Origin of the sequence: Mesorhizobium sp. M0058 (assembly GCF_040323095.1) — a bacterium.
In the GTDB taxonomy this organism is placed as follows: Bacteria; Pseudomonadota; Alphaproteobacteria; order Rhizobiales; family Rhizobiaceae; genus Mesorhizobium.
Genome location: NZ_JAMYUQ010000009.1, coordinates 153,562 through 175,803, shown reverse-complemented (window position 1 = coordinate 175,803; position 22,242 = coordinate 153,562). Strand labels below are relative to the sequence as shown.

Annotated in this window: 29 protein-coding genes; 8 read left to right on the top strand and 21 right to left on the bottom strand. The window is 62.4% G+C overall.

Annotated elements, in window-relative coordinates; translation table 11 throughout:
* The 5 genes from NKJ75_RS17450 to NKJ75_RS17430 all read right to left on the bottom strand — a co-directional run bounded on the left by NKJ75_RS17450 (position 1) and on the right by NKJ75_RS17430 (position 3,130).
* Positions 1-498 (bottom strand): 2,4'-dihydroxyacetophenone dioxygenase family protein, encoded by a 498-nt coding sequence (locus tag NKJ75_RS17450; RefSeq protein WP_352499991.1) that lies wholly within the window; start codon positions 496-498, stop codon positions 1-3.
* A 204-nt stretch (positions 499-702) separates the two neighbouring features.
* Positions 703-1,341: an NADH dehydrogenase ubiquinone Fe-S protein 4 gene (locus tag NKJ75_RS17445; RefSeq protein WP_348528162.1), complete on the bottom strand. Its 639-nt coding sequence runs from the start codon at positions 1,339-1,341 to the stop codon at positions 703-705.
* A 202-nt stretch (positions 1,342-1,543) separates the two neighbouring features.
* A complete protein-coding gene (locus tag NKJ75_RS17440) occupies positions 1,544-2,053 on the bottom strand; it encodes an Hsp20/alpha crystallin family protein (RefSeq protein WP_023682476.1) in 510 nt (169 codons plus the stop codon).
* A 74-nt stretch (positions 2,054-2,127) separates the two neighbouring features.
* Positions 2,128-2,604 (bottom strand): Hsp20 family protein, encoded by a 477-nt coding sequence (locus tag NKJ75_RS17435; protein ID WP_023824891.1) that lies wholly within the window; start codon positions 2,602-2,604, stop codon positions 2,128-2,130.
* Between the two features lie 241 nt (positions 2,605-2,845).
* Entirely contained in the window at positions 2,846-3,130 is a 285-nt protein-coding gene (locus tag NKJ75_RS17430; protein ID WP_023688522.1) for a hypothetical protein, read from the bottom strand.
* 678 nt (positions 3,131-3,808) lie between these two features.
* Between NKJ75_RS17430 and dusA the strand changes: the two genes are divergently transcribed.
* Positions 3,809-4,804: a tRNA dihydrouridine(20/20a) synthase DusA gene (gene dusA, locus NKJ75_RS17425; RefSeq protein ID WP_352499990.1), complete on the top strand. Its 996-nt coding sequence runs from the start codon at positions 3,809-3,811 to the stop codon at positions 4,802-4,804.
* A gap of 5 nt (positions 4,805-4,809) precedes the next feature.
* On the opposite strand, the gene NKJ75_RS17420 is transcribed toward dusA, so the two are convergent.
* Positions 4,810-5,514, bottom strand: a complete 705-nt coding sequence (locus NKJ75_RS17420) for a TIGR02281 family clan AA aspartic protease (protein ID WP_023752257.1) — start codon at positions 5,512-5,514, stop codon at positions 4,810-4,812.
* Positions 5,515-5,527: 13 nt separating this feature from the next.
* Positions 5,528-5,761 (bottom strand): DUF1289 domain-containing protein, encoded by a 234-nt coding sequence (locus NKJ75_RS17415; RefSeq protein WP_023824914.1) that lies wholly within the window; start codon positions 5,759-5,761, stop codon positions 5,528-5,530.
* Positions 5,762-5,948: 187 nt separating this feature from the next.
* On the opposite strand from NKJ75_RS17415, the gene NKJ75_RS17410 reads away from it, so the two are divergent.
* Entirely contained in the window at positions 5,949-6,947 is a 999-nt protein-coding gene (locus tag NKJ75_RS17410) for a nicotinate-nucleotide--dimethylbenzimidazole phosphoribosyltransferase (RefSeq protein ID WP_023726598.1), read from the top strand.
* Positions 6,948-6,956: 9 nt separating this feature from the next.
* On the opposite strand, the gene NKJ75_RS17405 is transcribed toward NKJ75_RS17410, so the two are convergent.
* Positions 6,957-8,480: a sensor histidine kinase gene (locus tag NKJ75_RS17405; protein ID WP_023682481.1), complete on the bottom strand. Its 1,524-nt coding sequence runs from the start codon at positions 8,478-8,480 to the stop codon at positions 6,957-6,959.
* Between the two features lie 75 nt (positions 8,481-8,555).
* Here NKJ75_RS17405 and NKJ75_RS17400 point away from each other — a divergent pair, with 75 nt between their 5' ends.
* The 4 genes from NKJ75_RS17400 to NKJ75_RS17385 all read left to right on the top strand — a co-directional run bounded on the left by NKJ75_RS17400 (position 8,556) and on the right by NKJ75_RS17385 (position 11,082).
* Complete coding sequence (locus tag NKJ75_RS17400; RefSeq protein WP_352499989.1) at positions 8,556-9,179, top strand: thermonuclease family protein; 624 nt, start codon at positions 8,556-8,558, stop codon at positions 9,177-9,179.
* A 39-nt stretch (positions 9,180-9,218) separates the two neighbouring features.
* Positions 9,219-9,830, top strand: a complete 612-nt coding sequence (locus NKJ75_RS17395; RefSeq protein WP_023682483.1) for a glutathione S-transferase — start codon at positions 9,219-9,221, stop codon at positions 9,828-9,830.
* Positions 9,830-10,447 (top strand): uracil-DNA glycosylase family protein, encoded by a 618-nt coding sequence (locus NKJ75_RS17390; protein WP_023682484.1) that lies wholly within the window; start codon positions 9,830-9,832, stop codon positions 10,445-10,447. The genes NKJ75_RS17395 and NKJ75_RS17390 overlap by 1 nt, the downstream gene beginning before the upstream one ends.
* A 143-nt stretch (positions 10,448-10,590) precedes the next feature.
* On the top strand, positions 10,591-11,082 hold the full coding sequence (locus tag NKJ75_RS17385; RefSeq protein ID WP_023669013.1) for an Lrp/AsnC family transcriptional regulator: 492 nt from the start codon (positions 10,591-10,593) through the stop codon (positions 11,080-11,082).
* 48 nt (positions 11,083-11,130) lie between these two features.
* On the opposite strand, the gene NKJ75_RS17380 is transcribed toward NKJ75_RS17385, so the two are convergent.
* From NKJ75_RS17380 to moaA, 13 genes are all read right to left on the bottom strand, one after another.
* Positions 11,131-11,700: a DUF3299 domain-containing protein gene (locus NKJ75_RS17380; protein WP_023682485.1), complete on the bottom strand. Its 570-nt coding sequence runs from the start codon at positions 11,698-11,700 to the stop codon at positions 11,131-11,133.
* Positions 11,701-11,746: 46 nt separating this feature from the next.
* Positions 11,747-12,331, bottom strand: coding sequence for a GNAT family N-acetyltransferase (locus tag NKJ75_RS17375; RefSeq protein WP_352499988.1), 585 nt, complete (start codon positions 12,329-12,331; stop codon positions 11,747-11,749).
* Positions 12,291-12,995: a DNA alkylation repair protein gene (locus NKJ75_RS17370; RefSeq protein ID WP_023738821.1), complete on the bottom strand. Its 705-nt coding sequence runs from the start codon at positions 12,993-12,995 to the stop codon at positions 12,291-12,293. The genes NKJ75_RS17375 and NKJ75_RS17370 overlap by 41 nt, the downstream gene beginning before the upstream one ends.
* Before the next feature lie 9 nt (positions 12,996-13,004).
* Positions 13,005-13,874, bottom strand: coding sequence for an NAD(P)-dependent oxidoreductase (locus NKJ75_RS17365; protein ID WP_352499987.1), 870 nt, complete (start codon positions 13,872-13,874; stop codon positions 13,005-13,007).
* 103 nt (positions 13,875-13,977) lie between these two features.
* Positions 13,978-14,808, bottom strand: a complete 831-nt coding sequence (locus NKJ75_RS17360; protein ID WP_023688511.1) for an ABC transporter permease — start codon at positions 14,806-14,808, stop codon at positions 13,978-13,980.
* Positions 14,805-15,521: an ABC transporter permease gene (locus NKJ75_RS17355; protein ID WP_023669007.1), complete on the bottom strand. Its 717-nt coding sequence runs from the start codon at positions 15,519-15,521 to the stop codon at positions 14,805-14,807. Before NKJ75_RS17355 ends, NKJ75_RS17360 begins: the two co-directional genes overlap by 4 nt.
* A gap of 75 nt (positions 15,522-15,596) precedes the next feature.
* Complete coding sequence (locus NKJ75_RS17350; protein WP_023688509.1) at positions 15,597-16,382, bottom strand: ABC transporter substrate-binding protein; 786 nt, start codon at positions 16,380-16,382, stop codon at positions 15,597-15,599.
* Between the two features lie 319 nt (positions 16,383-16,701).
* Positions 16,702-17,205: a molybdopterin-guanine dinucleotide biosynthesis protein B gene (gene mobB, locus NKJ75_RS17345; RefSeq protein WP_023738823.1), complete on the bottom strand. Its 504-nt coding sequence runs from the start codon at positions 17,203-17,205 to the stop codon at positions 16,702-16,704.
* Positions 17,202-17,834, bottom strand: coding sequence for a molybdenum cofactor guanylyltransferase MobA (gene mobA, locus NKJ75_RS17340; RefSeq protein WP_023706846.1), 633 nt, complete (start codon positions 17,832-17,834; stop codon positions 17,202-17,204). The genes mobB and mobA overlap by 4 nt, the downstream gene beginning before the upstream one ends.
* A gap of 7 nt (positions 17,835-17,841) precedes the next feature.
* Positions 17,842-18,762: a DMT family transporter gene (locus NKJ75_RS17335; RefSeq protein WP_352499986.1), complete on the bottom strand. Its 921-nt coding sequence runs from the start codon at positions 18,760-18,762 to the stop codon at positions 17,842-17,844.
* Positions 18,763-18,988: 226 nt separating this feature from the next.
* Complete coding sequence (locus NKJ75_RS17330; RefSeq protein WP_023669002.1) at positions 18,989-19,345, bottom strand: hypothetical protein; 357 nt, start codon at positions 19,343-19,345, stop codon at positions 18,989-18,991.
* Between the two features lie 96 nt (positions 19,346-19,441).
* A complete protein-coding gene (locus tag NKJ75_RS17325; protein ID WP_023820731.1) occupies positions 19,442-19,942 on the bottom strand; it encodes a hypothetical protein in 501 nt (166 codons plus the stop codon).
* Positions 19,943-19,994: 52 nt separating this feature from the next.
* Positions 19,995-20,990, bottom strand: a complete 996-nt coding sequence (moaA, locus tag NKJ75_RS17320) for a GTP 3',8-cyclase MoaA (RefSeq protein WP_031197799.1) — start codon at positions 20,988-20,990, stop codon at positions 19,995-19,997.
* Positions 20,991-21,188: 198 nt separating this feature from the next.
* Here moaA and NKJ75_RS17315 point away from each other — a divergent pair, with 198 nt between their 5' ends.
* Both NKJ75_RS17315 and NKJ75_RS17310 read left to right on the top strand, forming a co-directional pair.
* Positions 21,189-21,542 (top strand): gamma-butyrobetaine hydroxylase family protein, encoded by a 354-nt coding sequence (locus NKJ75_RS17315; protein ID WP_023668999.1) that lies wholly within the window; start codon positions 21,189-21,191, stop codon positions 21,540-21,542.
* Positions 21,543-21,606: 64 nt separating this feature from the next.
* A complete protein-coding gene (locus tag NKJ75_RS17310; protein WP_352499985.1) occupies positions 21,607-22,218 on the top strand; it encodes a pyridoxamine 5'-phosphate oxidase family protein in 612 nt (203 codons plus the stop codon).
* Positions 22,219-22,242 lie beyond the last annotated feature (24 nt).

Below are 22,242 nucleotides of genomic sequence, written 5' to 3'. Positions count from 1 at the left end.
CTACCGCACGAACTGATCGACGAAATCCTTACCGAGACCCACGCTCGCATAATGATTTCTGCACATGTCGATCTTGGTGAAAACGTCCTCGAAACCAATCTGCTTGTTATCCTTGTCCAGGTAAACCATGCAGCCGGAAATGTTGAAGAAGGTGATCATCTCGGGCACGTCGCTTGGAACCGTGAGCGTGTGGATTTCACCGGGCGGCTCGAAAACGTAAGATCCGGTCTCTGCCACCCAGTCGTGTTCAAGATAGTGCCAACGCCCCTTGATCACATATCCATGCACGGGGGCCGGATGCAGATGACGGCTTAATATCCCGGCCCGGCGTACGCGGAGCAGATTGCACCACTGCCCCTGCATTGTGTTGAGCATAAGTGGTCGGAACCACACGCCCTTAGCCTGTGGGACCCAGACACGCTCGTCTTCGGGGACGGCAGCGATCGCGATCTCTTTCGGTGCCAGGGGATGGGCGGAGCCGTTGAAGGATTGATACATAGGAACCTCTGTCGCCATTCATTGGAGCGTCCATATCAGCGCGATCCTAACAACTGGGCCGAGTTCTGCCGAGGCGCAATCGGGCGCCCACGCATTGGGAAAGTTGTCGGCGCGCGCCCGCCCGCTGCCGCGACCGCAAGCGGGAAGGGTTTCGGGATGGTCCGTTGGGCGTCGAAGACGATCAGTGGGTTCCTTCTTGCCTTATCATGCGGCTATCCGGGAGTGCACCGGGCTGGTTCTGGTCTGGAAGCCCCGGTTTCGGACTTCCAAGGCCAGCAAGGCGAGTTCGACCTCGTCCAATCGCGACGGGCGTGCATTTTCCGGCATGCCTTCGGCGGTGGCCAGGTCGATCAGATACTCGTTCCAGGCCCAGTTCTTGAGCACGGCGCGTTTCTCGTCGGGTGCGAGCACCGGGTCGTCCACGACCTCCATCGGAGAGGCGTAGAATGTCTCGGGCTCCGAAAGCGCCGTCTGTATGTGCGCTGTCTGTGCACCGGCGCCATAGCCGTGACTTGCCTGGAGCCAAGCCAACTGCAGCCGCTGCCAAACCAGGTCGGAAAAGGCCTGTTTTTCCTCCGATACATGTTGTCTCCTGATCTTGGCCGGGGAAGCAGGAGGTGCCGCCTGCACCACGTAATTGAGGCCTTGACGCTCGGCATAACGGATCGCCGCTTCCAGCGTCGGAAAGTTCAGTTCAACCTGGGTCAGGGTGTCCCGGCCACCGGTATAGCCCATCAGCGGCTCGATGAACGGGGCTGTGCGGCGTTCGAAGACCAATCGCCAGTCCCTGTGGGGCTTTGCCGAGGTCATGGCCGAGCGGCAGGGCTGGTAGATCCGCGCCACTGCGCCCTCCGGAAACACTGACCGTCCCATTGACAAAGCCGGCCCGTCTAGACGAGGCCGATTGTCATTGTCCGGCCGGACGGACGTCTTGGTTGGGTTCCTGATGTTGTCGCTGCTTTGAACTGTCTCCATTGCCTGTCCCTCCCGTTATGAAGGGTCGCACGGGCAGCGGCCGTAAGGGCCGCCACCCATACTGCATCCGTCAGTTCTTCCCGTTGATTGCGATCCGCTTGGCCTTCGCCTGCGCCCGCTCGGTCTTGGGCAACGTCACGGTCAGCACCCCGTTCTTGAAGGTGGCGTTGACCTTGTCTTCTTCGACCTCGTAGCCGAGCGGAATGAGGCGCTCGAAGCGACCGTAGAAGCGCTCGGAGAACTGCCGGTCCTTGTCCTCGGTCTCGGAACGCTTCTCGCCTTTAAGCTTGAGCGCCCCATTTTCCAGCAGGACTTCTATGTCGCTCTCGTCCAGGCCAGGTATTTCCGCCGTGACGCGGACTTCCTTGTCCGTGTCGGAGATTTCGACACTCGGCCAACTGGCGGCGAAAGAGGGACCGAAGGCCGGCAGTCTGGCGCCAAAGCTGCGGAAGGCGTCATCGAACAGCCGGTTTACCTCCCGGTGGAGGGAGACGAAGGGGTCTCGATCTCCGTCGGGGAAGAGACTGGGCGCCGAGTTTCCGTTGCCCCGGCCCCATGGGATCAAGTCACGTACGCTCATTGTCTTTCTCCTTTTGTAGGTCTCTGAGTCGGGCGGGACGCCCGGCTCAAGCGAAAGCCTTCATGGTGGATTGCTCAGGCGGCCAGCTTGTCGGTCTCGACCTTGGGCGCCTCGATCTTCGGCATGGGAGCCCCGCTGGAGATTTCGATCTTGCGCGGTTTCATCTCCTGGGGAACCTCGCGCTTGAGATCGATGCTCAGCAGCCCGTTCTCAAGGCTGGCGCCCTCGACTTTGACATGATCGGCCAGTTCGAACCGACGCTCGAAAGCGCGCCCGTTGATGCCACGGTACAGATACCGGCCGTTCTCATCGCCGGATTGCGACCCGCTCACAACCAGCATGTTGGGCTGGTGGGTGACGGTCAGCTGGTCCTGCGAGAAACCGGCGACCGCCATCGTGATGCGATACTGATCATCATCAACCTTGGCGATATCGTAGGGCGGCCAGTTGTCGAACGAGGCCACACGGCTCGCACTTTCAAGCATGTCGACCATGCGGTCGAAGCCGATGCTGGACCGGTATAGAGGGGTAAAATCGAGGTTTGTCTTCATAGCCACATTCTCCTTTGAGCAACATGGACAACAGAAGGCGCCAAGAGCCTTGCCGCCTCCTGGTATTGCCGGCCCCATTAGGCTGCCGGCGACCATCAATTTAGAATCGCGACTTGCACCTTCAAGAGCAAGAATAGGAAAATTTTCATCGGCAATCTGGGGGAACGCACCGATGCCACACCCATCCCGCCGGCGGGGTCACTCGCCGACGGGTCCATGGTGCAAGACAACTACGTCGCCCTTAAATCCGATCGACGAATGGTACGAACGCGGCCACTGCCGCGCTGTCACTGCAGTCAGGACCGGCACGCTCATCCGATTGATCCAACTGTTGCAACGCATCCATGATCGTGTCGAAGCTGACCGGTTCACCCGCTCCCGGCAGCATGCGAAGCGCTGGCACGGATTCTACGGCGCAGGCATCCGATGCCCATGACGAAAGAATGGCGCGCTTCTCCTGAGCGTCCAGGGCAACGTCGGCCAAAACGTCGTGGGGATGTTTGAAATGCCGCGCCGGATGCAGCAAGCGGTCCAGAAAACGTCGGGGGCCACGGGTTCAATCGATGCAAAATAGGTCGAAATGGGTCCTTCCATGGATGGTCCTCCGCTTCAGACAATCTCATGCGAGTTTGGCGGCTCTCGCCAGCGGCTGTCGCGATCACGACCAGGCAGATCATCCAGGAACGACGCTCAACGACTTTCCCTAGGTGATGTCGATACCGAGACTCATCGTCCGGCACCCTGGGCGGCTCGATCACGACCGAAGCGAACGAGCCGTTCGCGATCGAGGGTGGCGATGCTGCACTTCCCCAGATGTTTGGAGCATATCGAGGGCTGCGGCCTTGGAGCGGCGAGGGGACTTGCCTACATCGCACATGTCGTCGATATGAAGGTCGATGGGTTCGCCGAAAGTTTTCAGGCGCGCTATACGGACTTGGTCGGCGTCTCACCGCGATCGACTTGGCGCTCGGTTTAGGTTGCCCAGCGCCTGGCGTCGTCTCGGCGCAGAAAGGTCTCGCTAACGTAGCGACCCTTGCGACGGACTTGGACACGCCATGAACCGGACGAGAGTTTTGTGTAGGTGGCCATTTTCTCGTGTGCGCTCCGTGTGCACTGAGAGATCGAAACGTGGCGAAAAGGGTCGTATTCTGGCGTAAATTCGCGTGCACTCGGGCTGCTCTAACGATTTGATGTTAAAGAAAAAATGCTGAAAAATCAAGATCATAGACTGGCTATTGCACCCATGATGGACTGGACCGACCGGCATTGCCGGTTCTTCCACCGCCAGTTGACGCAGCGTGCGCTGCTCTACACCGAAATGGTGGTGGCGGACGCTGTCATCCATGGTGCGCGCGAGCGGCTGCTTGGTTTTGACGAGACCGAACATCCGGTGGCACTGCAGCTCGGCGGCTCCGATCCGCAAAAGCTGGCCGAGGCGGCGCGCATCGGCGAGGGCTTCGGTTACGACGAGATCAATCTCAATGTCGGCTGTCCGTCCGACCGCGTCCAGTCCGGCACGTTCGGCGCCTGCCTGATGAAAGTGCCTGACCTCGTCGCCGATTGTGTGGCGGCGATGAAGGCGGCGGTGAAAATCCCGGTGACGGTCAAATGCCGCATCGGCGTCGACGAGCAGGATCCGGAGCCCGCGCTCGACGCGCTGGCCGACGGCGTTTTCGCGGCCGGCGCCGACGCGCTGTGGGTGCATGCGCGCAAGGCTTGGCTGGAGGGTCTGAGCCCGAAGGAAAATCGCGACATCCCGCCGCTCGACTATGACAGGGTCTATCGCCTCAAGGCTAGAAAATCGAACAAATTCATTGGCATCAATGGAGGCGTTCAATCGCTCGAAGAGGCGGCTCGCCACCTCGATCATGTCGATGGCGCCATGCTTGGCCGCGCCGCCTACCACACGCCAGGCATCCTGGCCGGCGTCGACGCGGCATTCTACGGCGACAAGGCCGGCGCCTACGATTTTGCCGCGCTGATCGACACGATGGCCGACTACGCCGCGCGGCATATCGAGCAGGGCGGGCGGCTCGGCCACGTCACCCGCCACATGGTCGGGCTGTTCCACGGCCTGCCGGGCGCGCGCCGCTTCCGGCAGATACTGTCCACCGACGCGACGAAACCCGGCGCCGGACCGGATGTGCTGAAGGCAGCGTTCGCTGCCGTCGATTTCGACCGTGTTGAAAAGGCCGCTTAAGCAGTTCAGTCGCGCAGAATCATCCGGTCGCCGCGCACGTCGAAACCCGACAGGGAACCGATGAAGTTCATGCCGAGCAGGCTCTGGCTGAGCGCGCCGGGCGCGGCGACCATCACCTGCATGTTCTTGCGCACGATGCCGCCGATCGCCAGTTCGTCGGTGCGCACCGAAGCGGCGCGTGCCATGCCATTGGCGGTCGAGACCGGGACGGTGAAGCTCAGCGCGGCCGGATTGAAGCCGGCCGCCTGCGCGTCTTCGGCGGTGAGCACTGTACTGGTCGCGCCGGTATCGACGACGGTGCGGATCGGCGCGCCGTTGATCGTGATGCGGGCCTCGAAATGGCCGCTGCCGGCCTTGTCCAGGGTCACGGTGGCATGGCCGTCCTCGACGCCGAGCGCCAGCGGGCTGCCGGGAACGAGGCCCGCCGTCACCCGGCTGGCGAAATCCTGCAACTCGTAGCGGTACTGGTAGCCGGCGACGAGCGCCAGCACGATCAGGGCCCACGTGCCGAGATTGCGGGCCATGACGCCGAGCGGCCTGCCGGACCGGACAAGGCCGGCGCTGACCAGCAAGCCGATCGCCCCCAGCCAGACCAGACGGCTGAAATCGTAATTCTCGATGCCGAACGTGCTGCCGGCGTCGTTGTTGATCATCAGCAGCACCAGCCCGAGGCCGATTGCCGCCATCACGATCCAGAACAGTCGGTTCATTGGACCTGCCGCCTCAAGAGAGGACGTCGCGCTCGCGCGCCATGCGGCTGCGGCGTGTTTCCCGGCGCGGCCGGCGCTCGACCGTTTCCAATCGGGCCGGCAACTCGGCCATGACGCTGCGGCGTACCTCCGGCGTCATCCCCATCCAGGCGCCGATTTCATCGCGCGTGCGGCCACAGCCGAAGCAGAAGCCGGTTTTCATGTCGATCGAACAGACCAGGATGCACGGGGATTCGATGGCCGTCATGACTTTCTCTTGAAGGTTCCGTCCGGAATCCCTCGTTCCATCTCCACATGGTGCAACGGCAAAGCCAATGCAAGCCCTTCGGAATGCGGCGCGGGCAACCGCTTTCGCGCCAATGTCGAGGGGAGTTGTGCCGGCCGGGCAAGGCGGTTATGCCGCTGATCAACCACAGGGAATGATCAGGACCGACATGACCAGCGCGCTGCCCTTCGACGACTTTCGCAATCTGCTGGCGAGCCTGCCGCCTGCCGATACAGTCGCGGAAAACAGGGTGCGCACCCTGTTTTCCAAGGCCGACAAGCCGAAAGCCTCGCTTGGACGTATCGAGGACATCGCCGCCTGGCTTGCTGTCTGGAGCGGGCGCGCCCCGCCGGCGGTGAACCGGCCCCTAGTGGCGATCTTCGCCGGTAACCATGGCGTGACCCGCCACGGCATCTCGCCGCGCCCTGTCGCTGCGACCGCAAACGCCGTTGAGCTGTGCGCCGCCGGCGGTGCGGCAATCAACCAGATTTGCGTCGCCAACAATCTTGGCCTCAAGGTGTTCGATCTGGCGCTGCACATTGCGACCGCCGACATCACCGAGGACGCCGCCCTCGACGAACGCGGCTGCGCCGCCACCATGGCCTTCGGCATGGAAGCCATTGCCGGTGGCTCCGATCTGATTTGCCTCGGCGATCTCGGCGTCGGCAACTCCACCGTTGCGGCGGCTTTGTGCGCCGCCCTGTTCGGTGGCAGCGGCGCCGACTGGGTCGGCCCCGCCTCGGGCGCCGACGCGGCCATGCAGGCGCGCAAGGCTGATGTAGTCGATAAAGCCGTCGCCTTGCATGGTGCGGCTCTGAAGGACCCCCTGGAAGCACTGCGCCGGGTCGGCGGCCGCGAATTCGCGGCCATTGCCGGCGCTATCCTCGCCGCCCGGATGCAAAAAATCCCGGTGCTGCTCGACGGCTTCGCCGCGACCGCTGCCGCTGCCGTGCTGCATGCCGCCAACCCGGGTGCGCTCGACCATTGCCTGCTGGCCAGCCAGTCGCCCGAACCCGGCCAAAGGCTTGCCGCCGAGCGGCTCGGCCTCAGGCCGCTGTTCGATCTCGGCATCAGCCACGGCGAAGGGGTAGGGGCCGCCCTTGCCGCCGGTCTGGTCAAGGCGGCGGCGCTTACCAGTTCGGGCATGGCGGCGGCGGTCAAAGCCTAGAACAAGCTGTCAGCGTCGGCGAGCCGCCGCGACCGCCTTTGTCGGCAGCGCCGGCAGTTCCTCCATCACTCGGGCGAGCGGGAAGATGGCGATTGCCTCGGTGCCTTCGCGCAATTTCGACTGAAGTTCGAATTCGCCGCCATGCATGGCGAGCAGGCCCTGAACGATCGGCAGCCCGAGCCCGGTGCCCTGTTCGGCGCTCTTGATGGCGATCGAGCCCTGGCCGAAGGCGGACAGCACGATCGGGATTTCGTCCTCCGGTATGCCCGGCCCATTGTCCTTGACCGAAATGTACTGGCCACCGCCCGCCGTCCAGCCGACGCGCACGCGAACTTCGCCGCCGGTGGCGGTGAATTTGATGGCGTTGGACAGGAGGTTGAGCGTGATCTGCCGCACCGCGCGCTCGTCGGCGAACAGCCGCGGCAGGGCACTTTCGAAATCCTGGACGATGCGGATGTCCTTGTTGCGCGCCTTCAATTCCATCATGTGGCAGCAATCTTCGGCGATGTTGAGCAGCATCACCGGCTCTTCGTTGAGCTGATAGCGGCCGGCCTCGATGCGCGACAGATCGAGGATTTCGTTGATCAGGTCGAGCAGATGCTGGCCGGAATCGTGCACGTCGCGGGCGTAGTCGCGATAGGTCGGGTTGCTCATCGGCCCGAGCACCTCATTGGCCATCACCTCGGAAAAACCGAGAATGGCGTTGAGGGGCGTCCTGAGCTCATGGCTCATAGAAGCAAGGAAGCGCGACTTCGCCAGATTGGCGTCTTCGGCCCGCCGACGAGCTTCGTCCGACATTGATTTCGCTGTCTCCACCTCTGCTAGCAGCGCGTCCTTTTCGGAGCGGAAGGACAGAAGTATCAGCGACGAGCGGTTGAGATGGCGCGCGATATAGGCAAAGAACGGCAATGCCGCGACCAGCAGGGCGACCATGATCGTCCCGACCGGCACCCAAAATTTCGTTTCGGCATAGGCATAGACCGCCACCGGAACGACGAAGGTGGCAAGCAGCGAGCCGCGCAAGGACGACGCCATGATAGCGGTGGTCGCCATGGCCAGCAGCAGCACCACCGCCTTGGCCACCTGGAACTGGTCGATCTGGCAGGTGGCGCAGCCGAGCCAGGCGAACCACGCCCAGCCGAGGCCGCACAGCGAATGGCCGATCAGAAAATCCCTGCGGGTGCGAACAGGGTTGAGCTCGGCAGCTTCGGTGCGGCCGACGCGCCGCGCCATGAAGGCGACGATCGAATAGCAGATCAGGGTGAACAGCGCCCAGACGCTGATCTGTTTGTCCACACCGGCCAGCAGCCCGGCCGCCGCGACCGCCAACACCAGCAGTGGGATGACGGCTGCGCCGCCCACCATGGTCCCGGCGTGCAGCTTCAGCAGCTCGCGGTCGAAGTCGAGATTGCCGACCTGCTGCGAAAGACGGTCGCGCGTCTTGCGCACCGCGCGCGCCACATCGCTGTTGCGGTGCGGTTTCCGGCGGTCCACAATGAATTTATCCGCTGTGTTCGAGCGTAGCAGAGGCATGGAAACTTCGATTTATGCGCGCAGCGATCTCAATTCGTTAAGCTACGTTCGAATGATTAAGAGACTGTTTGCCATATGAGCCGTTCGTGGTCGCCAAGGCCGCGCCGGCGATACTATCCGCCGCCGCCGCGAAGCCTGTGGCGCAAGCTGCTGGACTACGCGCTGACGGTCATTCTGCTCGGCCTGCTGATCCTGCTCGCCGCACGCCTCGACCGTTTCGAGACGCGCAAGGCGCAAGGGGCGGCGATCGTCAACGATGGCGATTCACTCACTCTTGGCACCGAACGTATCCGCATGCGCGGCATCGACGCTCCGGAATACCAGCAGATCTGCCGTAGGGATGGCGCGGACTATGCTTGCGGCAGGCTGGCGCGCCAGGCGCTGGTGCGGCTGATATCAGGCAATCCGGTGACCTGCAGCGGCTGGCAGCGCGACCGCTACGGCCGCCTGCTCGGCGATTGCAAGGCCGGTGGAAAGGATCTCAACCGGGCCCAGGTTGAGGCCGGCTGGGCAATTGCCTATGGCGATTTCGACACCGAGCAGGCCATTGCCCGCGCCGGCAAGGTTGGCATCTGGGCCGGCACGTTCGATCAGCCGCAAGACTGGCGCGAAAGCCACCACGGCGGCCCGCTCGAAAGAAAGCACGGCACCCTGGCTTCGGTCGGTGACGCCTTGCGAGAGATGTTTCGCGTCTGGTGACGAGCACTATAGTTGAAGGACCAGATCGGGAGGATAAGCATGAAACTGTTCGACGGCGGCCGCGCCCCCAATCCGCGGCGCGTGCGGGTTTTCCTCGCCGAAAAGGGCATCGCAGTGCCGCTGGTGCCGGTCGACATGGGTGCGATGGGGCACAAGCAGGAGCCGGTCAGGTCGCGCAACCCGCTGCAGCGGCTGCCGGTGCTCGAGCTCGACGACGGTACCATCCTCACCGAATCCGTCGCCATCTGCCGCTATTTCGAGGAACTGCATCCCGAACCGGCGCTGTTCGGGCAAGGCGCGCTCGGCAAGGCCAAGGTCGAGATGTGGCAAAGGCGCATGGAGTTCAATCTGCTCAGCTGCGTCGCCCAGGCTTTTCGCCACATCCATCCGGCGATGAAGGAATGGGAAATTCCGCAGATCCCCGAATGGGGCGAGGCCAACAAGGCGAAAGCGGTTGAATTCCTGAAACTGCTCGAGCCCGAACTGGCAAACCGCGAATTCGCCGCCGGCGACGCCTATTCGATCGCCGATATCACCGGCATGATCGCCATGGATTTCATGAAACCGGCGCGCATCAAAGTGCCGGACGAGTGCACCAACGTGCTGCGCTGGTACAGCGCCGTCTCCAGCCGTCCGAGCGCTTCCGCCTGATGGAGGCGGAACTCGAACGCTTGACGGCAAAGGTCCGCGCCTGCCGCATCTGCGTCGACACTCCGGTCGGCAGGCCACTGCCGCACGAGCCGCGCCCGGTGCTGCTGCCATCATCCAGCGCCCGCATCCTGCTCGCCGGCCAGGCGCCAGGCACAAAGGTGCATTTGTCGGGCATGCCGTTCACCGACGCCTCCGGCGACCGCTTGCGAAGCTGGCTGGGCGTGACAAGCGAGGAATTCTACGACACGGATAAATTCGCCATCGTGCCAATGGGGTTCTGCTTCCCCGGCCAGGACGCCAAGGGCGGCGACCTGCCGCCGCGCCGAGAATGCGCGCTGGCCTGGCGCGCGCCGCTGATGGCGCTGATGCCGCAGATCGACCTCGTTTTGACAATCGGCTCCTACGCGCAATCCTGGCATATGGGCGCCACGCGCCGGCCGTCGCTGACCGAAACCGTGAAGGACTGGCGCACCATCTGGGATGCGCCGGCCAGCCTGAAAGTGCTGCCGCTGCCACACCCGTCATGGCGCAACTCAGGATGGCTGAAGCAGAATCCATGGTTTGAAATGGATTTGCTGCCGTTTCTGAGATCGGAAATCCGCTATCGCATAGATTAGACTTTAAGCAAGATATCACTCGCTTTTGTGCCATCCGGCAGAATTTCTTTCTTGTGAAAGGTCGAAATAAGAGGGAGTATAGCCAATCTATTCCCAAAGCGCGTCGCGCTCGAGGGAACGCGGCCTGCACCAGGAGCACCTCAATGGATCGCCTCGACAGAAAAATTCTCCGCCTCCTGCAGGAGGACGCGACGCTCGCGGTTGCCGATGTCGCCAAGAAAGTCGGCCTGTCGACGACGCCGTGCTGGCGCCGCATCCAGAAGCTGGAGGAAGAGGGAGTCATCAAGCGGCGCGTCGCCATTCTCGACCACGAAAAGGTCAATGTGCGCGTCACCGTCTTCGTGTCGATCCGCACCAATTCGCACAGCCATGAATGGCTGCGGCGTTTCTCGGAAGTCATCCAGGAATTTCCCGAGGTGGTCGAATTCTACCGCATGAGCGGCGACGTCGATTATCTCTTGCGCGTCGTGGTGCCCGATATCGCCGCCTATGACGCCTTCTACAAGCGGCTGATCGCCAAGATCGAGATCCGCGACGTATCGTCGTCCTTCGCCATGGAGCAGATCAAGTACACGACCGAAATGCCGCTCGACTACATGCTGCTGGACAAGGAATCCGGCGCCAACGCGGCCTGAGCGCGGTTGTCCGTGACTGGGCGGTGACGCTGCACAAGCAGGCGCCGTTTAGTTCTTCTTTTTGTTGAGGAAACTCCAGGGCGAGTTGACCGGCAGCGTGATCGTGTCCGGCACCGTGTCGACTGCCACCACATCGGCTTTGCGTACGGTGTAGCCGGACTGGATGATGCTGACGCCGTCGAGAATGAACAACTGGCTCTTCTCCAAGCCGGGCCGCAAAGCGCCGGTCACGGCAACCGACTCATAGGACTGCGACATCTTGTAGGGACGGGCCGGCGTCACCAGCACGATCTGGTTGGGCGGCGGCGTCGGCATGTGGCTGCAAGCGCCTGTCCACGGCACCAGCAGGAATTGGTAGACGAGATCGCCATCACGGTCGACCGGCAATGCGTAGCCGGCTAATTGTACTATCTTGTCTTGCAGGTTGAGCGACAATGTCTCGCCACGATCGGGCAGTTTTGCCGCAATCATCGGCAGACCGGCATCTTCGGCCACCGCCTGCGTCGCAGGACGCAGATCTTTCCAGAAGATGCGCGCGGTTTGGCCTGAGGCGTTGGTAGCGGTGAACACCAACAACGCGGCTGCAAGCGCCAAGGTCGATTTGAGAGGACTGCTCATCGGCCGCTTCCTTTGTGCAGGAGTAAAGACGCCGCGGCCGATCGCGTCAACGCTCGAGCCGCATCACATGTCTGCGAGAGCCGGCCATGCCGACCTCATGGAACCCGCGAGCGATGAACATGTCGCGAAACCCCATGAAACGGTAGCTCGGCGATGCCTCGCCGACCGGGTAGGCCTCGATCACGCCGGCGCCCTTGGCAAAGGCGTGATCTATGGCAGCGTCAAGCAGCGCTGCCGCCAGCCCGCCGCCGCGCAGCGCCCTTGGCACATAGAAGCAGACGATCGACCAGATGCCGGTCTCGTCATCGTCCTGTTGCGACGTCAGCTTCCGATATGTCTGGCGCGGCGCGACCGAGCACCAGCCGACGGTCTTGCCGTCAATCTGGGCCAAGATTCCGACCGGCGTGCCGGCCTCGACAAGCGCCATCATGGCCCGTTTCAACTCGGCGTGCTGAACATGCTCGCGGCGGCCGGGCAGGGGCCGCCAGGCCATGCACCAGCAATACTTCGGACCGCCTTGCGCTTCGAAGAGGCCTTCGAAATCGGCGCGCGTCTGCCGCGTCACCTCGGTGAACCGGACGTTGGCTAGGTCAGCCTTTTCTGGCGGCGATCCGCTCGATGATCTTGGCATTGGTGAGTTCCCGTACGGCGTCCTTGCCAATCCAGCGCGCCGTCTTGTCGGCCGACTGGGCCAGTCGTTCGGCCACGGCAAGGGCAGCGCCGTGCATCTCCAACGATCGCTTCCCGATCGAACGAAGCGCCCAGTTTACCGCCTTCTTCACGAAATTGCGGCTGTCGGTGGCATGCGCTTCGATGATCGGCAGGAAGCCGAGGAAAGTCGCCACCGGCTCCTGCTTCCGGTGCACGACGGACCACGCCATCATGGCGAAGGCCGTGCGTCGAACGAACTCGCGCTCGTCCGCCGCGAACTCTTCAATCAGCTCCTTCCAGGCGTCCGTGTCGACGAAGAGATCGGAGACGCCGTCGACGATGTCCCAGGAATCGAAGGACGCGGCCCATTGTCGTGCATCCGCGGCTGAGAAGCGCTTCGGGTCGGCCGTGACGGAAGCGATGAACTGCGCCTCCATGATGCCGGTCTGCCAAAGCTCGAAAGCACGCTCGTGGTTGCGCTTGATCTTTTTGGCGATCTGCCGCTGCATGCGATGCGAGATGCCGAGCGCGCGCTCGATCTTGATGCCGTAGCGCAGCATACCGCGGCGATTGTCCTCCGAGCCGATCGAGCGCAAATGGGCGACGATCTCGTCGGCGTTCGATTGGGGCGAAAGCTCGGCCATTGCGAACGCCTATTTTTCCAGGCGCGCCAGCAGGGACGAGGTGTCCCAGCGCTTGCCGCCCATCGCCTGCACATCCTTGTAGAACTGGTCGACAAGGGCGGTCACCGGCAGTCTCGCGCCATTGCGGTCGGCTTCATCGAGGCAGATGCCGAGATCCTTGCGCATCCAGTCGACGGCAAAGCCGAAATCATATTTACCGGCATTCATCGTCTTGTGGCGGTTCTCCATCTGCCAGGACCCGGCAGCGCCCTTGGAGATGACTTCGATGACCTTCTCGATGTCGAGCCCGGCCCTCTTGCCGAAGTGGATGCCTTCGGCCAGTCCCTGCACCAGCCCGGCAATGGTGATCTGATTGATCATCTTGGTGAGCTGGCCGGCGCCCGACGGCCCCATCAGCCCGACCATGCGGGCAAAGGCGTCGATGACCGGCCTGGCCCTGTCGAAGGCAGCCTGCTCGCCGCCGACCATCACCGTCAGCACGCCGTTCTCGGCGCCCGCCTGCCCGCCGGAAACCGGCGCGTCGAGGAAGGAAAAGCCGGCCTTTTCAGCGGCGTCGGCCAGTTCGCGCGCGACTTCGGCCGAAGCCGTGGTGTTGTCGATGAAAACGGAGCCTTTTTTTATCGCGGCGAAGGCGCCATCGGCCCCGGTCGTCACCGAGCGCAGATCGTCGTCATTGCCGACGCAGGAGAAGACGAAATCCTGGCCCTCTGCGGCCTCTGCCGGCGTCAAAGCAAGCTTGCCGCCATGCTGGGCCACCCATTGTTCCGCCTTCGCCGCGGTGCGGTTGTAGACGGTGACGTCGTGGCCGCCTTTGTTCCTGAGGTGCCCGGCCATGGGATAGCCCATCACGCCAAGACCGAGAAATGCCACAGATGCCATGAGTTTGCCCTTCAGACGGAACGGAATTGTCTTGGAAAGCTCTAGGCTCTACGCGCCATTCGTCAAGACGCGCATGAGCCGATCGACTGGTACAGCCGACCGCTCAGCGGATCAGATGAATGGTGATCCGTCGCTCGATCCATTCGACGCCGTGGCGCAGGATCTCGACCATCACCAGATAGACGATGGCGACCCAGACATAGGCCTGGAAGTCGAAGGACTTGGCGTAGGCGAGCTTCGCGTTGCCCATCAAATCATAGACGGTGATGATGGCAACGATGGCGGAGGCCTTGATCATCAGGACGAGTTCATTGCCATAGGGCCGGAGCGCGACGATAAACGCCTGCGGCAGGATGACCTTGCGCAGCGTCTGCAGCTTGTGCAGGCCGAGCGAAGCAGCGCCCTCCCATTGGCCCCTCGGAACACTCTCGATGGCGCCGCGCAGGATTTCGGCCTGGTAGGCGGCGGTGTTGAGCGCGAAGGCGAACACACCGCAATTGAAGGCGTCGCGGAAGAACCACCACAGCCCGACGGATTCGAGTTGCACCCGGAATGAGCCCAGGCCGTAATAGACGAGATAGACCTGGACCAGCAGCGGCGTGCCGCGGAAGAAGTAGACGTAGCAATAGGCCAGGACGGACAGATAGCGGTTCTTCGACATGCGGGCATAGGTGACGGGCAGCGAAAAAAGCGCGCCGAGCACCATCGAGATGGCCACCAGCGCAAGCGTGGTTCCCAAGCCCTGCAGATAGGCCGGCGCGTATCTGGCGAAGAATTCGCCATTCCAAGCGTAAACCAGATAGACGGCGATGCCGATGCCGAACAGGATCCAGAAGCCGACCAGCGCGTAGCCGACGATACGGGCCCGGGGCCAGCCTCGCGCCCGTGGTGGTGGCTTCTCGATGTCGACGGCGGCGCGCGTCACGACGCTCATCGTGCCTCCCTCCTCCCGAGCGAACGCAGGATGAAGCCGGTGGCGATCGACGACAGGATGGCAAGGATAAGGAACACCATCGCCGCGACGCTGTAGAACAGGAAGGAATGTTTGGTGACACGGGCCGCCACGCCGGCGTTGCGCAAGGTTTCAGCCAGATTGACGACCGACACCAGGGCCGTGTCCTTGAGCAGGCTCAGCCAGCAATTCTCAAGGCCGGGGAAGGCGATGCGCAGCAGCTGCGGCAGGATCACCTTGCGCATCGTCTGCCATTTCGACAGCCCGATCGCATAGCCGCCCTCATACTGGCCCTTCGGAATGGCGCGAAAGGCCGACAGGAAGACTTCGCTGGAATACGACGAAAAGATCAGCGACAGCACGATCATGCCGGCGAGGAAGCTGTCGACATCGACCGTCGCTTCCGGCCTGAACAGACGGATGACATACTGCAAGAGGATCGGCATGCCGAAGAAGAACAGGAAAAGCGTCACCAGTTCCGGCAGTCCGCGAAACACCGTGGTGTAGATGTTGGCAGCCACGCGAAGCGACGGCTCTTCGGATTGTTTTGCCCAGGCGACGAAAAAGCCGATCGTCAGGCCGATCGGCAGTGTCGCCAGCGCGAGCGCAATGGTGACCAGTGCGCCATAGGCAATATCGTCAATCCAGCCATCGGGTCCCCAAGTGAGAAGTATCCATATGTTCTGGCTTGGCATTGACGGGTCTTGTCTCCACTTCTGTCAGGCCAAGGCGGCAGCAGGAAATTTCCCCTGCCGCCTTGTTTCAGACGATCAGGACTCGGCGCCGAAGACGTCGAACTTGAAGTACTTGTCGTTGATTTCCTTGTACTTTCCGTTGGCGCGGATTGCGTCGATGGCGCTGTTCAACTTGTTGACCAGATCCGTCTCGCCCTTGCGCACGGCGATGCCGGCGCCCGGTCCAAAGATATCGACCGGCTGCGGCGAAGGCTGGCCGAGAATCTTGCAGCAGGCGCCATCAGGCGAATCCAGGAACTGTTGCAACACGACGATATCGTCCTCGATCGCGTCGAGACGGCCATTGGCGAGATCAGCCTGCTCTTCGGGGCTGCTCGGATAGCCCTTGACCGTGCTGTCCGTATAGGTTTTCGAGGCATAATTGAAATGCGTCGTGGTGGTTGCGACGCCGATGGTCTTGCCGGCCAGGTCTTCCTTGGTCACGCCCTTGAGGGTCGAATCCTTGGGTACCGCGATCGCCGACGGCGTGTTGTAGTATTTGTGGGTGAAGTCAACCTTCTCGGCGCGCTCCGGCGTGATCGACATCGAGGCGACGATGGCGTCGAACTTGCCGGCCTGCAGGGCCGGAATGATGCCGTCCCAATCCTGGGCGACGAAGGTGCACTTGACCTTCATCTCGTCGCAGAGCGCCTTGGCGATGTCGATGTCGAAGCCCACGAGCTGGCCGTCGGAGGTCAGGTTGTTGAATGGGGGGTAGGCGCCTTCGGTGCCGATTCTCAGGGTCGTTTCCTGAGCCTGGGCGACGCCGAGCGTCAGCAGCGCAGCCGATGCGGCGAGCGCGATACGCAGTGCAATACGCATGATAGTCCTCTCTTTATGGCTCCCGGCCGTCGTTCCGGAACGGCTCTGTGGGGCGGTGCTTTTGACCGCCCGCTGGCGCGATACTCCCACTGTTTTCGGGAGAAAAGCAACTGTAAAACCGTTGCTTGCGGGATTTGCGGGTCCAGCCAATGCCGACGCCGGGTTAATGCATGTCGCCCAAAAGTGCGCAGCGGTTTTGGGACGACGACATGCATAAATAAAACAACCTGAAGCGCGTCGCATGAGGCCGTTCAGGCGAGACGCGCTTAGACAATGCAACGGCTGAAGAGGGCGGCTGACCCGGGCGAGGGCAGGCGCCTCAAGGTTTGAGGCCGGTCATGCGCTCGATGAAGTCGGCTATCCCTCCCGTGTCGTCGAGATCGAACACAGGCAGGCTTTCGCCGGTAACCGCGAAGTCGGCGGCAATCGCCACGATATGTCCGTCGTTCGCCGACAGCGGCGAGCGGTCCTTGGCCTCCTGCCGCCGGGTCTCGATCTTTTTGTGCACCTCGCGTTTGTAGCCTTCGACCAGCACGATGTCGCACGGGGCCAACCGCGACAGGACCGTCTCCAGCGTCGGCTCGTCCTCACCGCGCAATTCATGCATCAGCGCCCAGCGTTTGCCCGACACCACCGCGACTTCGGTGGCGCCCGCCTGGCGGTGACGAAAGCTGTCGGCGCCAGGCTTGTCGATGTCGAACTCATGATGGGCGTGTTTGACCGTCGACACTGTCCAGCCGCGCCGGACGAGCTCTGTGACCAGCTTCTCGGTCAGTGTGGTCTTGCCGGAATTCTTCCAGCCGGTGATGCCGAAGATGTTCATGGGCCGATGCTCTGCAACAGACGCTCGGCCACCGCAAGGTCGTGCGGTGTGTTGATGTTGAAGAACGGGTCGATCTCGTCACTGCCGTGGGTCAGCAACGGAAATTCCACTTCGACACAGTCGTGCCGCTCGATGAAGGCGGAGACGCGCCTGTTGTCCTCGTCGATCAGGAAATGGCGCAAGGCCTCACGCAGCCCGAGCGGCCACAGCGCAAAGGTCGGATGCCGCCTGCCGCCGGAACTGGCAACAGCGATGGAGCCTGGTCGCTCGTCAACAGCCGCAGCCAGCCTCTCGACCAGGTCCACCGGCAGGAACGGCGTGTCGCCGGCGGCCGTCGCCAATGCCTTGAAAGCGGTATTCGCTGCCGCCCATTCGAGGCCGGTGAGAATTCCGGCCAGCGGTCCGGCATAGCCTTCCACCGCATCGGCGAGAACCGGAAGACCGGCCGCGGCGAAGCGCGCCGGGTCACTATTGGCGCTGAGCGCCAGCGATCCGACCTGCGGCGCCAGGCGGGCAACGACATGGTCGAGAAGCGGACGCTCGCCAAGCGCCAGCAAAGTCTTGTCGCCGCCGCCCATGCGCCGTGACAGGCCTCCGGCCAGGATAATTCCTGCAATGTCTTGGCTCATGGCCAACCTATATGCCGTCCGGCGCCATGTCGGGTCCAGCGCTTTCGGCTGCGGGTTTTTGCCGGCCGGCGACCCGCTCGCGATAGAGCGCGTAGAGGCCGGAGCCGATGATGATGGCGGAGCCGAAGATCATCGGCAGGTCGGGGACATCGCCGAAGATGATGAGGCCAAGCAGCATCGACCAAAAGAGGGCGGTGTAGCGGAATGGCGCAATGAAGGAGATGTCGCCGGCCCGCATTGCCATGATGATGAACTGGTAGCCGATCAGCACCAGCACCGCCGCCAATGCCAAAAGTGCCGAGCCTTTGCCGGACATCGGCGTCCAGCCGCCCATCGGCGACAGCAGCACGGCGCCAACGATGGTCATGGCGATTGCCGTTGCCGTCGACACCAGCAAGGTCGGGATAGCCCTCGGGATGCGCTTGGTGGCGAGGTCACGTACTGCGCAACAGGCGACGCTGACGAGTGCGTACAGCGAATAGATGCTGAAGCCTTCGAAGCCTGGCCGCACGATGATCAGCACGCCGCCAAAGCCGACCGCGATCGCCAGCCAGCGCCGCCAGCCGACCGCTTCGCTGAATACGAGTGCCGCCCCCATCGTCACCGCCAGCGGCAGCGCCTGCAGCACCGCCGAGACATTGGCGATCGGCAGATGCGCTAATGCCACAAGGAAGGCGACGGTGGCGCCGGCCTCGGCGACCACGCGAAGCGCTACCAGCGGCTGCAGCATCGACCTCGGTCGCGCGAGCGCGCCTTGCTGCCAGGCGAGCAGGCCGACGAGCAGCGACGCAAAGGCGCCGCGCACCAGCATCACCTGCGCCATGTTCATCGATTCCGACGAGAACTTGGTGATGGCGTCGTTGAGGGTGAAGCCGATCATGGCCACCATCATGCACAGCGCGCCGCGAATGTTTGGGGAAAGAGGCAAGGGCGTTACCGGTTTTGCAAGAGCAATTCCAGGAAAAGTGTGAAACGGTTTTCCGTCCGGAATTGCGTGAAAACAAAGAATAAAGCGGTTCGACGTTTCGGCGAAACGGTGAACCGCCCAAGCCTGTAGCAGCCGGCGGCAAGACAGCAACGTCAAAGAAATAGGCCACGGATTTTCACCCGTGGCCCACAACATCGCTAAGAGGCTGGTCAGCCGACCAGCAGGCTCATTTCGGCGTCAGCACCTCGGTGCCGCTGCCGTTCTTGCCGGCGATGGTCCACAGGCCGTGCAGCGAGCCGTCATCTTCTACCTTGTAGACGACGAGACCGATTTCCTTGCCCATGACATAGCCGGCGGAAAAGGCATCGTCGTTGCGCATGCAGATGCCGTCCGACGATGATCCGCCCGTCTCCCAATGGATGGTACAGGTGGTCTCGCTGGTCAGCGTGATGGTGGCTTCGCCGCCATATTTCGAGCCGTCGAAATTGGTGCCCGCGACGGTGTAGCTGCCACCGATGGACTGTGCTGCTGCCGGCGCGGCGGCAAACCCAAGCATTGCAAGAGAAAGTAAGAATGTGCGCATGTCGTATTCCCTCAAACCGAGCGACGAGCCGCTATAGGCCGAAATTTAGGGCGGAACGCGATGGCGGTAAATCGGGTTTGCAGCGTCGAGAGCGATTTATTCCCAGTGTTGCTCAGCCCCATGCAGGCTGTCGCCGATAGCGCCGACCAGTGGGTCGTACTTGGCCTTGAGCGAGGCGGGATATTCGATCCAGACTGTATGGATTGCATCCTCTTTTTCGAAGACGATTCGGGTATAGAAGATCTTGTCGCCTTTGGTGCCTGAGACCACTGCCCAGTTCTTACCGGTTTTGCTGTAAGTGACCTTTTCCCCAGAGTCAGGGTCGGCTTTTTCCTTTTCAACCAGACTGTCGGGCGTATCTTCCGTCAGCTTGTATCCGCCGTAACAGGACAAGCTCGCACCATCGGGGCTAAGCCATTTTCGACCGTCGCCATTGAGGGACTCAGGCATCGGCTTGCTGAAAATCTGGCTCGGGAACGTGCACACCGTGCCATAGCGCGCATTGATGTAGGTGAACGGCTTTGCGAGCGCCACTGTGGTCGCCAATGATAGGGCCACGACCAGCGCTGACAGCCCGGTTTGGCAAACACGCTGCATGGAAATCCCCCTCGCTTCCAACGGAAGCATTCTGCACCAATCGCGGAGAAAATCAGCCGCCGGTGACGCTCATATGTCTCGACACCGACGGGCGGCTGGTGCGGCGGTCGATGATGAAATCATGGCCCTTCGGCTTGCGGCCGATCGCTTCGTCGATGGCAGCAGCGACCAGTTCGTTGCCTTCGGACGCACGCAACGGCGCGCGCAGGTCGGCGGCATCCTCCTGACCCAGGCACATATAGAGCGTGCCGGTGCAGGTCAGCCGCACGCGGTTGCAGCTTTCGCAGAAATTATGCGTCATCGGCGTGATGAAGCCCAGCCTGCCGCCGGTCTCTGCGACATGGACGTAGCGGGCCGGACCGCCGGTCTTGTAGGGGATGTCGCTCAGCGTGAACTGGCGCTCGAGCGAGGCGCGCAGCAGCGACAGCGGCAGATACTGGTCGGTGCGGTCGGCGTCGATCTCGCCCATCGGCATGGTCTCGATGACGGTCAAGTCCATGCCGCGGCCATGCGCCCAGCGCATCATCTCCGGCAGCTCGACGTCGTTGAAGTTCTTCAGCGCAACGGCGTTGAGCTTCACCTTCAGCCCCGCCGCCTGCGCGGCATCGATGCCTTGCATGACCTTGCCGAGATGGCCCCAGCGGGTGATGGCGTGGAACTTGTCGGCATCGAGCGTATCCAGCGAGACATTGATGCGCTCGACACCGCAATCGGCAAGCTCGGCGGCAAAGCGCGACAGCTGCGAGCCATTGGTGGTCAGCGTCAACTCTTCCAGCGCGCCGCTCTTCAGGTGCCGCGACAGCTGGCGCACCAGATGCATGATGTTTTTGCGCACCAGCGGCTCGCCGCCGGTGAGGCGCAGTTTGCGCACGCCCTTTTCGATGAAGACGGTGCAGAGCCGGTCGAGTTCCTCGAGCGACAGCAGGTCCTTCTTGGGCAGGAACGCCATGTCCTCGGCCATGCAATAGGTGCAGCGGAAATCGCAGCGGTCGGTGACCGACACGCGCAAGTAGCTGATCGTGCGACCGAAGGGATCGATCATGTCCATGCGTTCAAGCATTCCCGTGGCTGCGAGTGGCGCCGTTATATACGGCTATGTGATACGATCCAACCCGCCATTCAAGATAGCCGCTCTCGATCTTTGGTGACATTCCCTGGCCGACATCCGGTGTCGGCCGGGTCCAAATGGCCTTTTCCGCGCGCGCGAAGCAGCGTAGGGAAGGGCGGATTGACGGGATGCAGAACAATGACGGCGCCGAAGGAACTCAGGGTCTCGAAGGACAGAAAACTGCTGTCCGTCACCTTTCCCGATCATCGGCCGTTCGAACTGCCGGCCGAACTGCTGCGCGTCGCTTCACCCTCGGCCGAGGTGCAGGGCCATTCGCCGGACCAGCGGGTGACGGTTCCCGGCAAGCGCAACGTGGCCATCCTCAAGATCGAGCCGGTCGGCAACTACGCCGTGCGCATCACCTTCGACGATTTTCACGACACCGGCATCTTCACCTGGAATTACCTGCACACGCTTGGCCACGAAAAGGACGCGCGCTGGAATGCCTATCTCGCCGAGCTCCAGGAGAAGGGACTGAGCCGCGACCGCTAGTTCGGCACTGTCGGCAAAACGTCATTGACTGGGGGTAACGCTGGCAAAGGTTCGGAGACGGGAAATGTCTGAGATCACATCGGTTGAACAACTTGAAGCGCTCTACGGCCTGCCCGGCGAAGCGTCGACGGTCAAGGAACTCGACCACGTCATTCCCGAATATGCCGCCTTCATCGAAGCCTCGCCTTTTGTCGCTCTGGCGACGAGCGGGCCGGAAGGGCTGGACTGCTCGCCGCGCGGCGATCTCGCCGGCTTTGTGCGAATGCATGACCCGAGAACGCTGATGATGCCAGACCGACGCGGCAACAACCGCGCCGATTCGCTTAAGAACATCATCCGCGATCCTCGCGTCGGGCTGCTGTTTCTTGTGCCGGGTTCGGGCACGACGCTGCGCGTCAACGGCCGCGCCCGCATCGCCACCGACGCCGCGCTTTGCGCCTCCTTCGCCGTCGAAGGCAAGCCGGCGCGCTCGGTCACCGTGGTCGATGTCGATTCGGTCTATTTCCAGTGCGCCCGCGCCATCGTTCGCTCGGAGCTGTGGAACCCGGCAAAGCACGTCGACCCGAAATCGCTGCCGACACCCGGAAGAATCCTGGAAGTCACCAGCCGCAAGAATATCGATGCCGGTACTTACGACAAGGAATGGCCGGAGCGGGCGAAGAAGACGATGTGGTGAGGTGGGAGGCGCGTGGATCGAACG

What these genes read in the sequence shown, in the direction of transcription:
- mobA (WP_023706846.1), bottom strand. Translation starts at nt 17,834, where the DNA reads ATGAGCCAAGACATTGCAGGAATTATCCTGGCCGGAGGCCTGTCACGG.
- NKJ75_RS17330 (WP_023669002.1), bottom strand. Translation starts at nt 19,345, where the DNA reads ATGCGCACATTCTTACTTTCTCTTGCAATGCTTGGGTTTGCCGCCGCG.
- NKJ75_RS17375 (WP_352499988.1), bottom strand. Translation starts at nt 12,331, where the DNA reads ATGCCAAGATCATCGAGCGGATCGCCGCCAGAAAAGGCTGACCTAGCC.
- NKJ75_RS17410 (WP_023726598.1), top strand. Translation starts at nt 5,949, where the DNA reads ATGACCAGCGCGCTGCCCTTCGACGACTTTCGCAATCTGCTGGCGAGC.
- NKJ75_RS17385 (WP_023669013.1), top strand. Translation starts at nt 10,591, where the DNA reads ATGGATCGCCTCGACAGAAAAATTCTCCGCCTCCTGCAGGAGGACGCG.
- NKJ75_RS17390 (WP_023682484.1), top strand. Translation starts at nt 9,830, where the DNA reads ATGGAGGCGGAACTCGAACGCTTGACGGCAAAGGTCCGCGCCTGCCGC.
- NKJ75_RS17435 (WP_023824891.1), bottom strand. Translation starts at nt 2,604, where the DNA reads ATGAAGACAAACCTCGATTTTACCCCTCTATACCGGTCCAGCATCGGC.
- NKJ75_RS17315 (WP_023668999.1), top strand. Translation starts at nt 21,189, where the DNA reads ATGACGGCGCCGAAGGAACTCAGGGTCTCGAAGGACAGAAAACTGCTG.
- mobB (WP_023738823.1), bottom strand. Translation starts at nt 17,205, where the DNA reads ATGAACATCTTCGGCATCACCGGCTGGAAGAATTCCGGCAAGACCACA.
- NKJ75_RS17405 (WP_023682481.1), bottom strand. Translation starts at nt 8,480, where the DNA reads ATGCCTCTGCTACGCTCGAACACAGCGGATAAATTCATTGTGGACCGC.
- NKJ75_RS17325 (WP_023820731.1), bottom strand. Translation starts at nt 19,942, where the DNA reads ATGCAGCGTGTTTGCCAAACCGGGCTGTCAGCGCTGGTCGTGGCCCTA.
- dusA (WP_352499990.1), top strand. Translation starts at nt 3,809, where the DNA reads ATGCTGAAAAATCAAGATCATAGACTGGCTATTGCACCCATGATGGAC.
- NKJ75_RS17440 (WP_023682476.1), bottom strand. Translation starts at nt 2,053, where the DNA reads ATGAGCGTACGTGACTTGATCCCATGGGGCCGGGGCAACGGAAACTCG.
- NKJ75_RS17365 (WP_352499987.1), bottom strand. Translation starts at nt 13,874, where the DNA reads ATGGCATCTGTGGCATTTCTCGGTCTTGGCGTGATGGGCTATCCCATG.
- NKJ75_RS17400 (WP_352499989.1), top strand. Translation starts at nt 8,556, where the DNA reads ATGAGCCGTTCGTGGTCGCCAAGGCCGCGCCGGCGATACTATCCGCCG.
- NKJ75_RS17370 (WP_023738821.1), bottom strand. Translation starts at nt 12,995, where the DNA reads ATGGCCGAGCTTTCGCCCCAATCGAACGCCGACGAGATCGTCGCCCAT.
- NKJ75_RS17420 (WP_023752257.1), bottom strand. Translation starts at nt 5,514, where the DNA reads ATGAACCGACTGTTCTGGATCGTGATGGCGGCAATCGGCCTCGGGCTG.
- NKJ75_RS17355 (WP_023669007.1), bottom strand. Translation starts at nt 15,521, where the DNA reads ATGCCAAGCCAGAACATATGGATACTTCTCACTTGGGGACCCGATGGC.
- NKJ75_RS17350 (WP_023688509.1), bottom strand. Translation starts at nt 16,382, where the DNA reads ATGCGTATTGCACTGCGTATCGCGCTCGCCGCATCGGCTGCGCTGCTG.
- NKJ75_RS17310 (WP_352499985.1), top strand. Translation starts at nt 21,607, where the DNA reads ATGTCTGAGATCACATCGGTTGAACAACTTGAAGCGCTCTACGGCCTG.
- NKJ75_RS17395 (WP_023682483.1), top strand. Translation starts at nt 9,219, where the DNA reads ATGAAACTGTTCGACGGCGGCCGCGCCCCCAATCCGCGGCGCGTGCGG.
- NKJ75_RS17415 (WP_023824914.1), bottom strand. Translation starts at nt 5,761, where the DNA reads ATGACGGCCATCGAATCCCCGTGCATCCTGGTCTGTTCGATCGACATG.
- moaA (WP_031197799.1), bottom strand. Translation starts at nt 20,990, where the DNA reads ATGGACATGATCGATCCCTTCGGTCGCACGATCAGCTACTTGCGCGTG.
- NKJ75_RS17380 (WP_023682485.1), bottom strand. Translation starts at nt 11,700, where the DNA reads ATGAGCAGTCCTCTCAAATCGACCTTGGCGCTTGCAGCCGCGTTGTTG.
- NKJ75_RS17450 (WP_352499991.1), bottom strand. Translation starts at nt 498, where the DNA reads ATGTATCAATCCTTCAACGGCTCCGCCCATCCCCTGGCACCGAAAGAG.
- NKJ75_RS17360 (WP_023688511.1), bottom strand. Translation starts at nt 14,808, where the DNA reads ATGAGCGTCGTGACGCGCGCCGCCGTCGACATCGAGAAGCCACCACCA.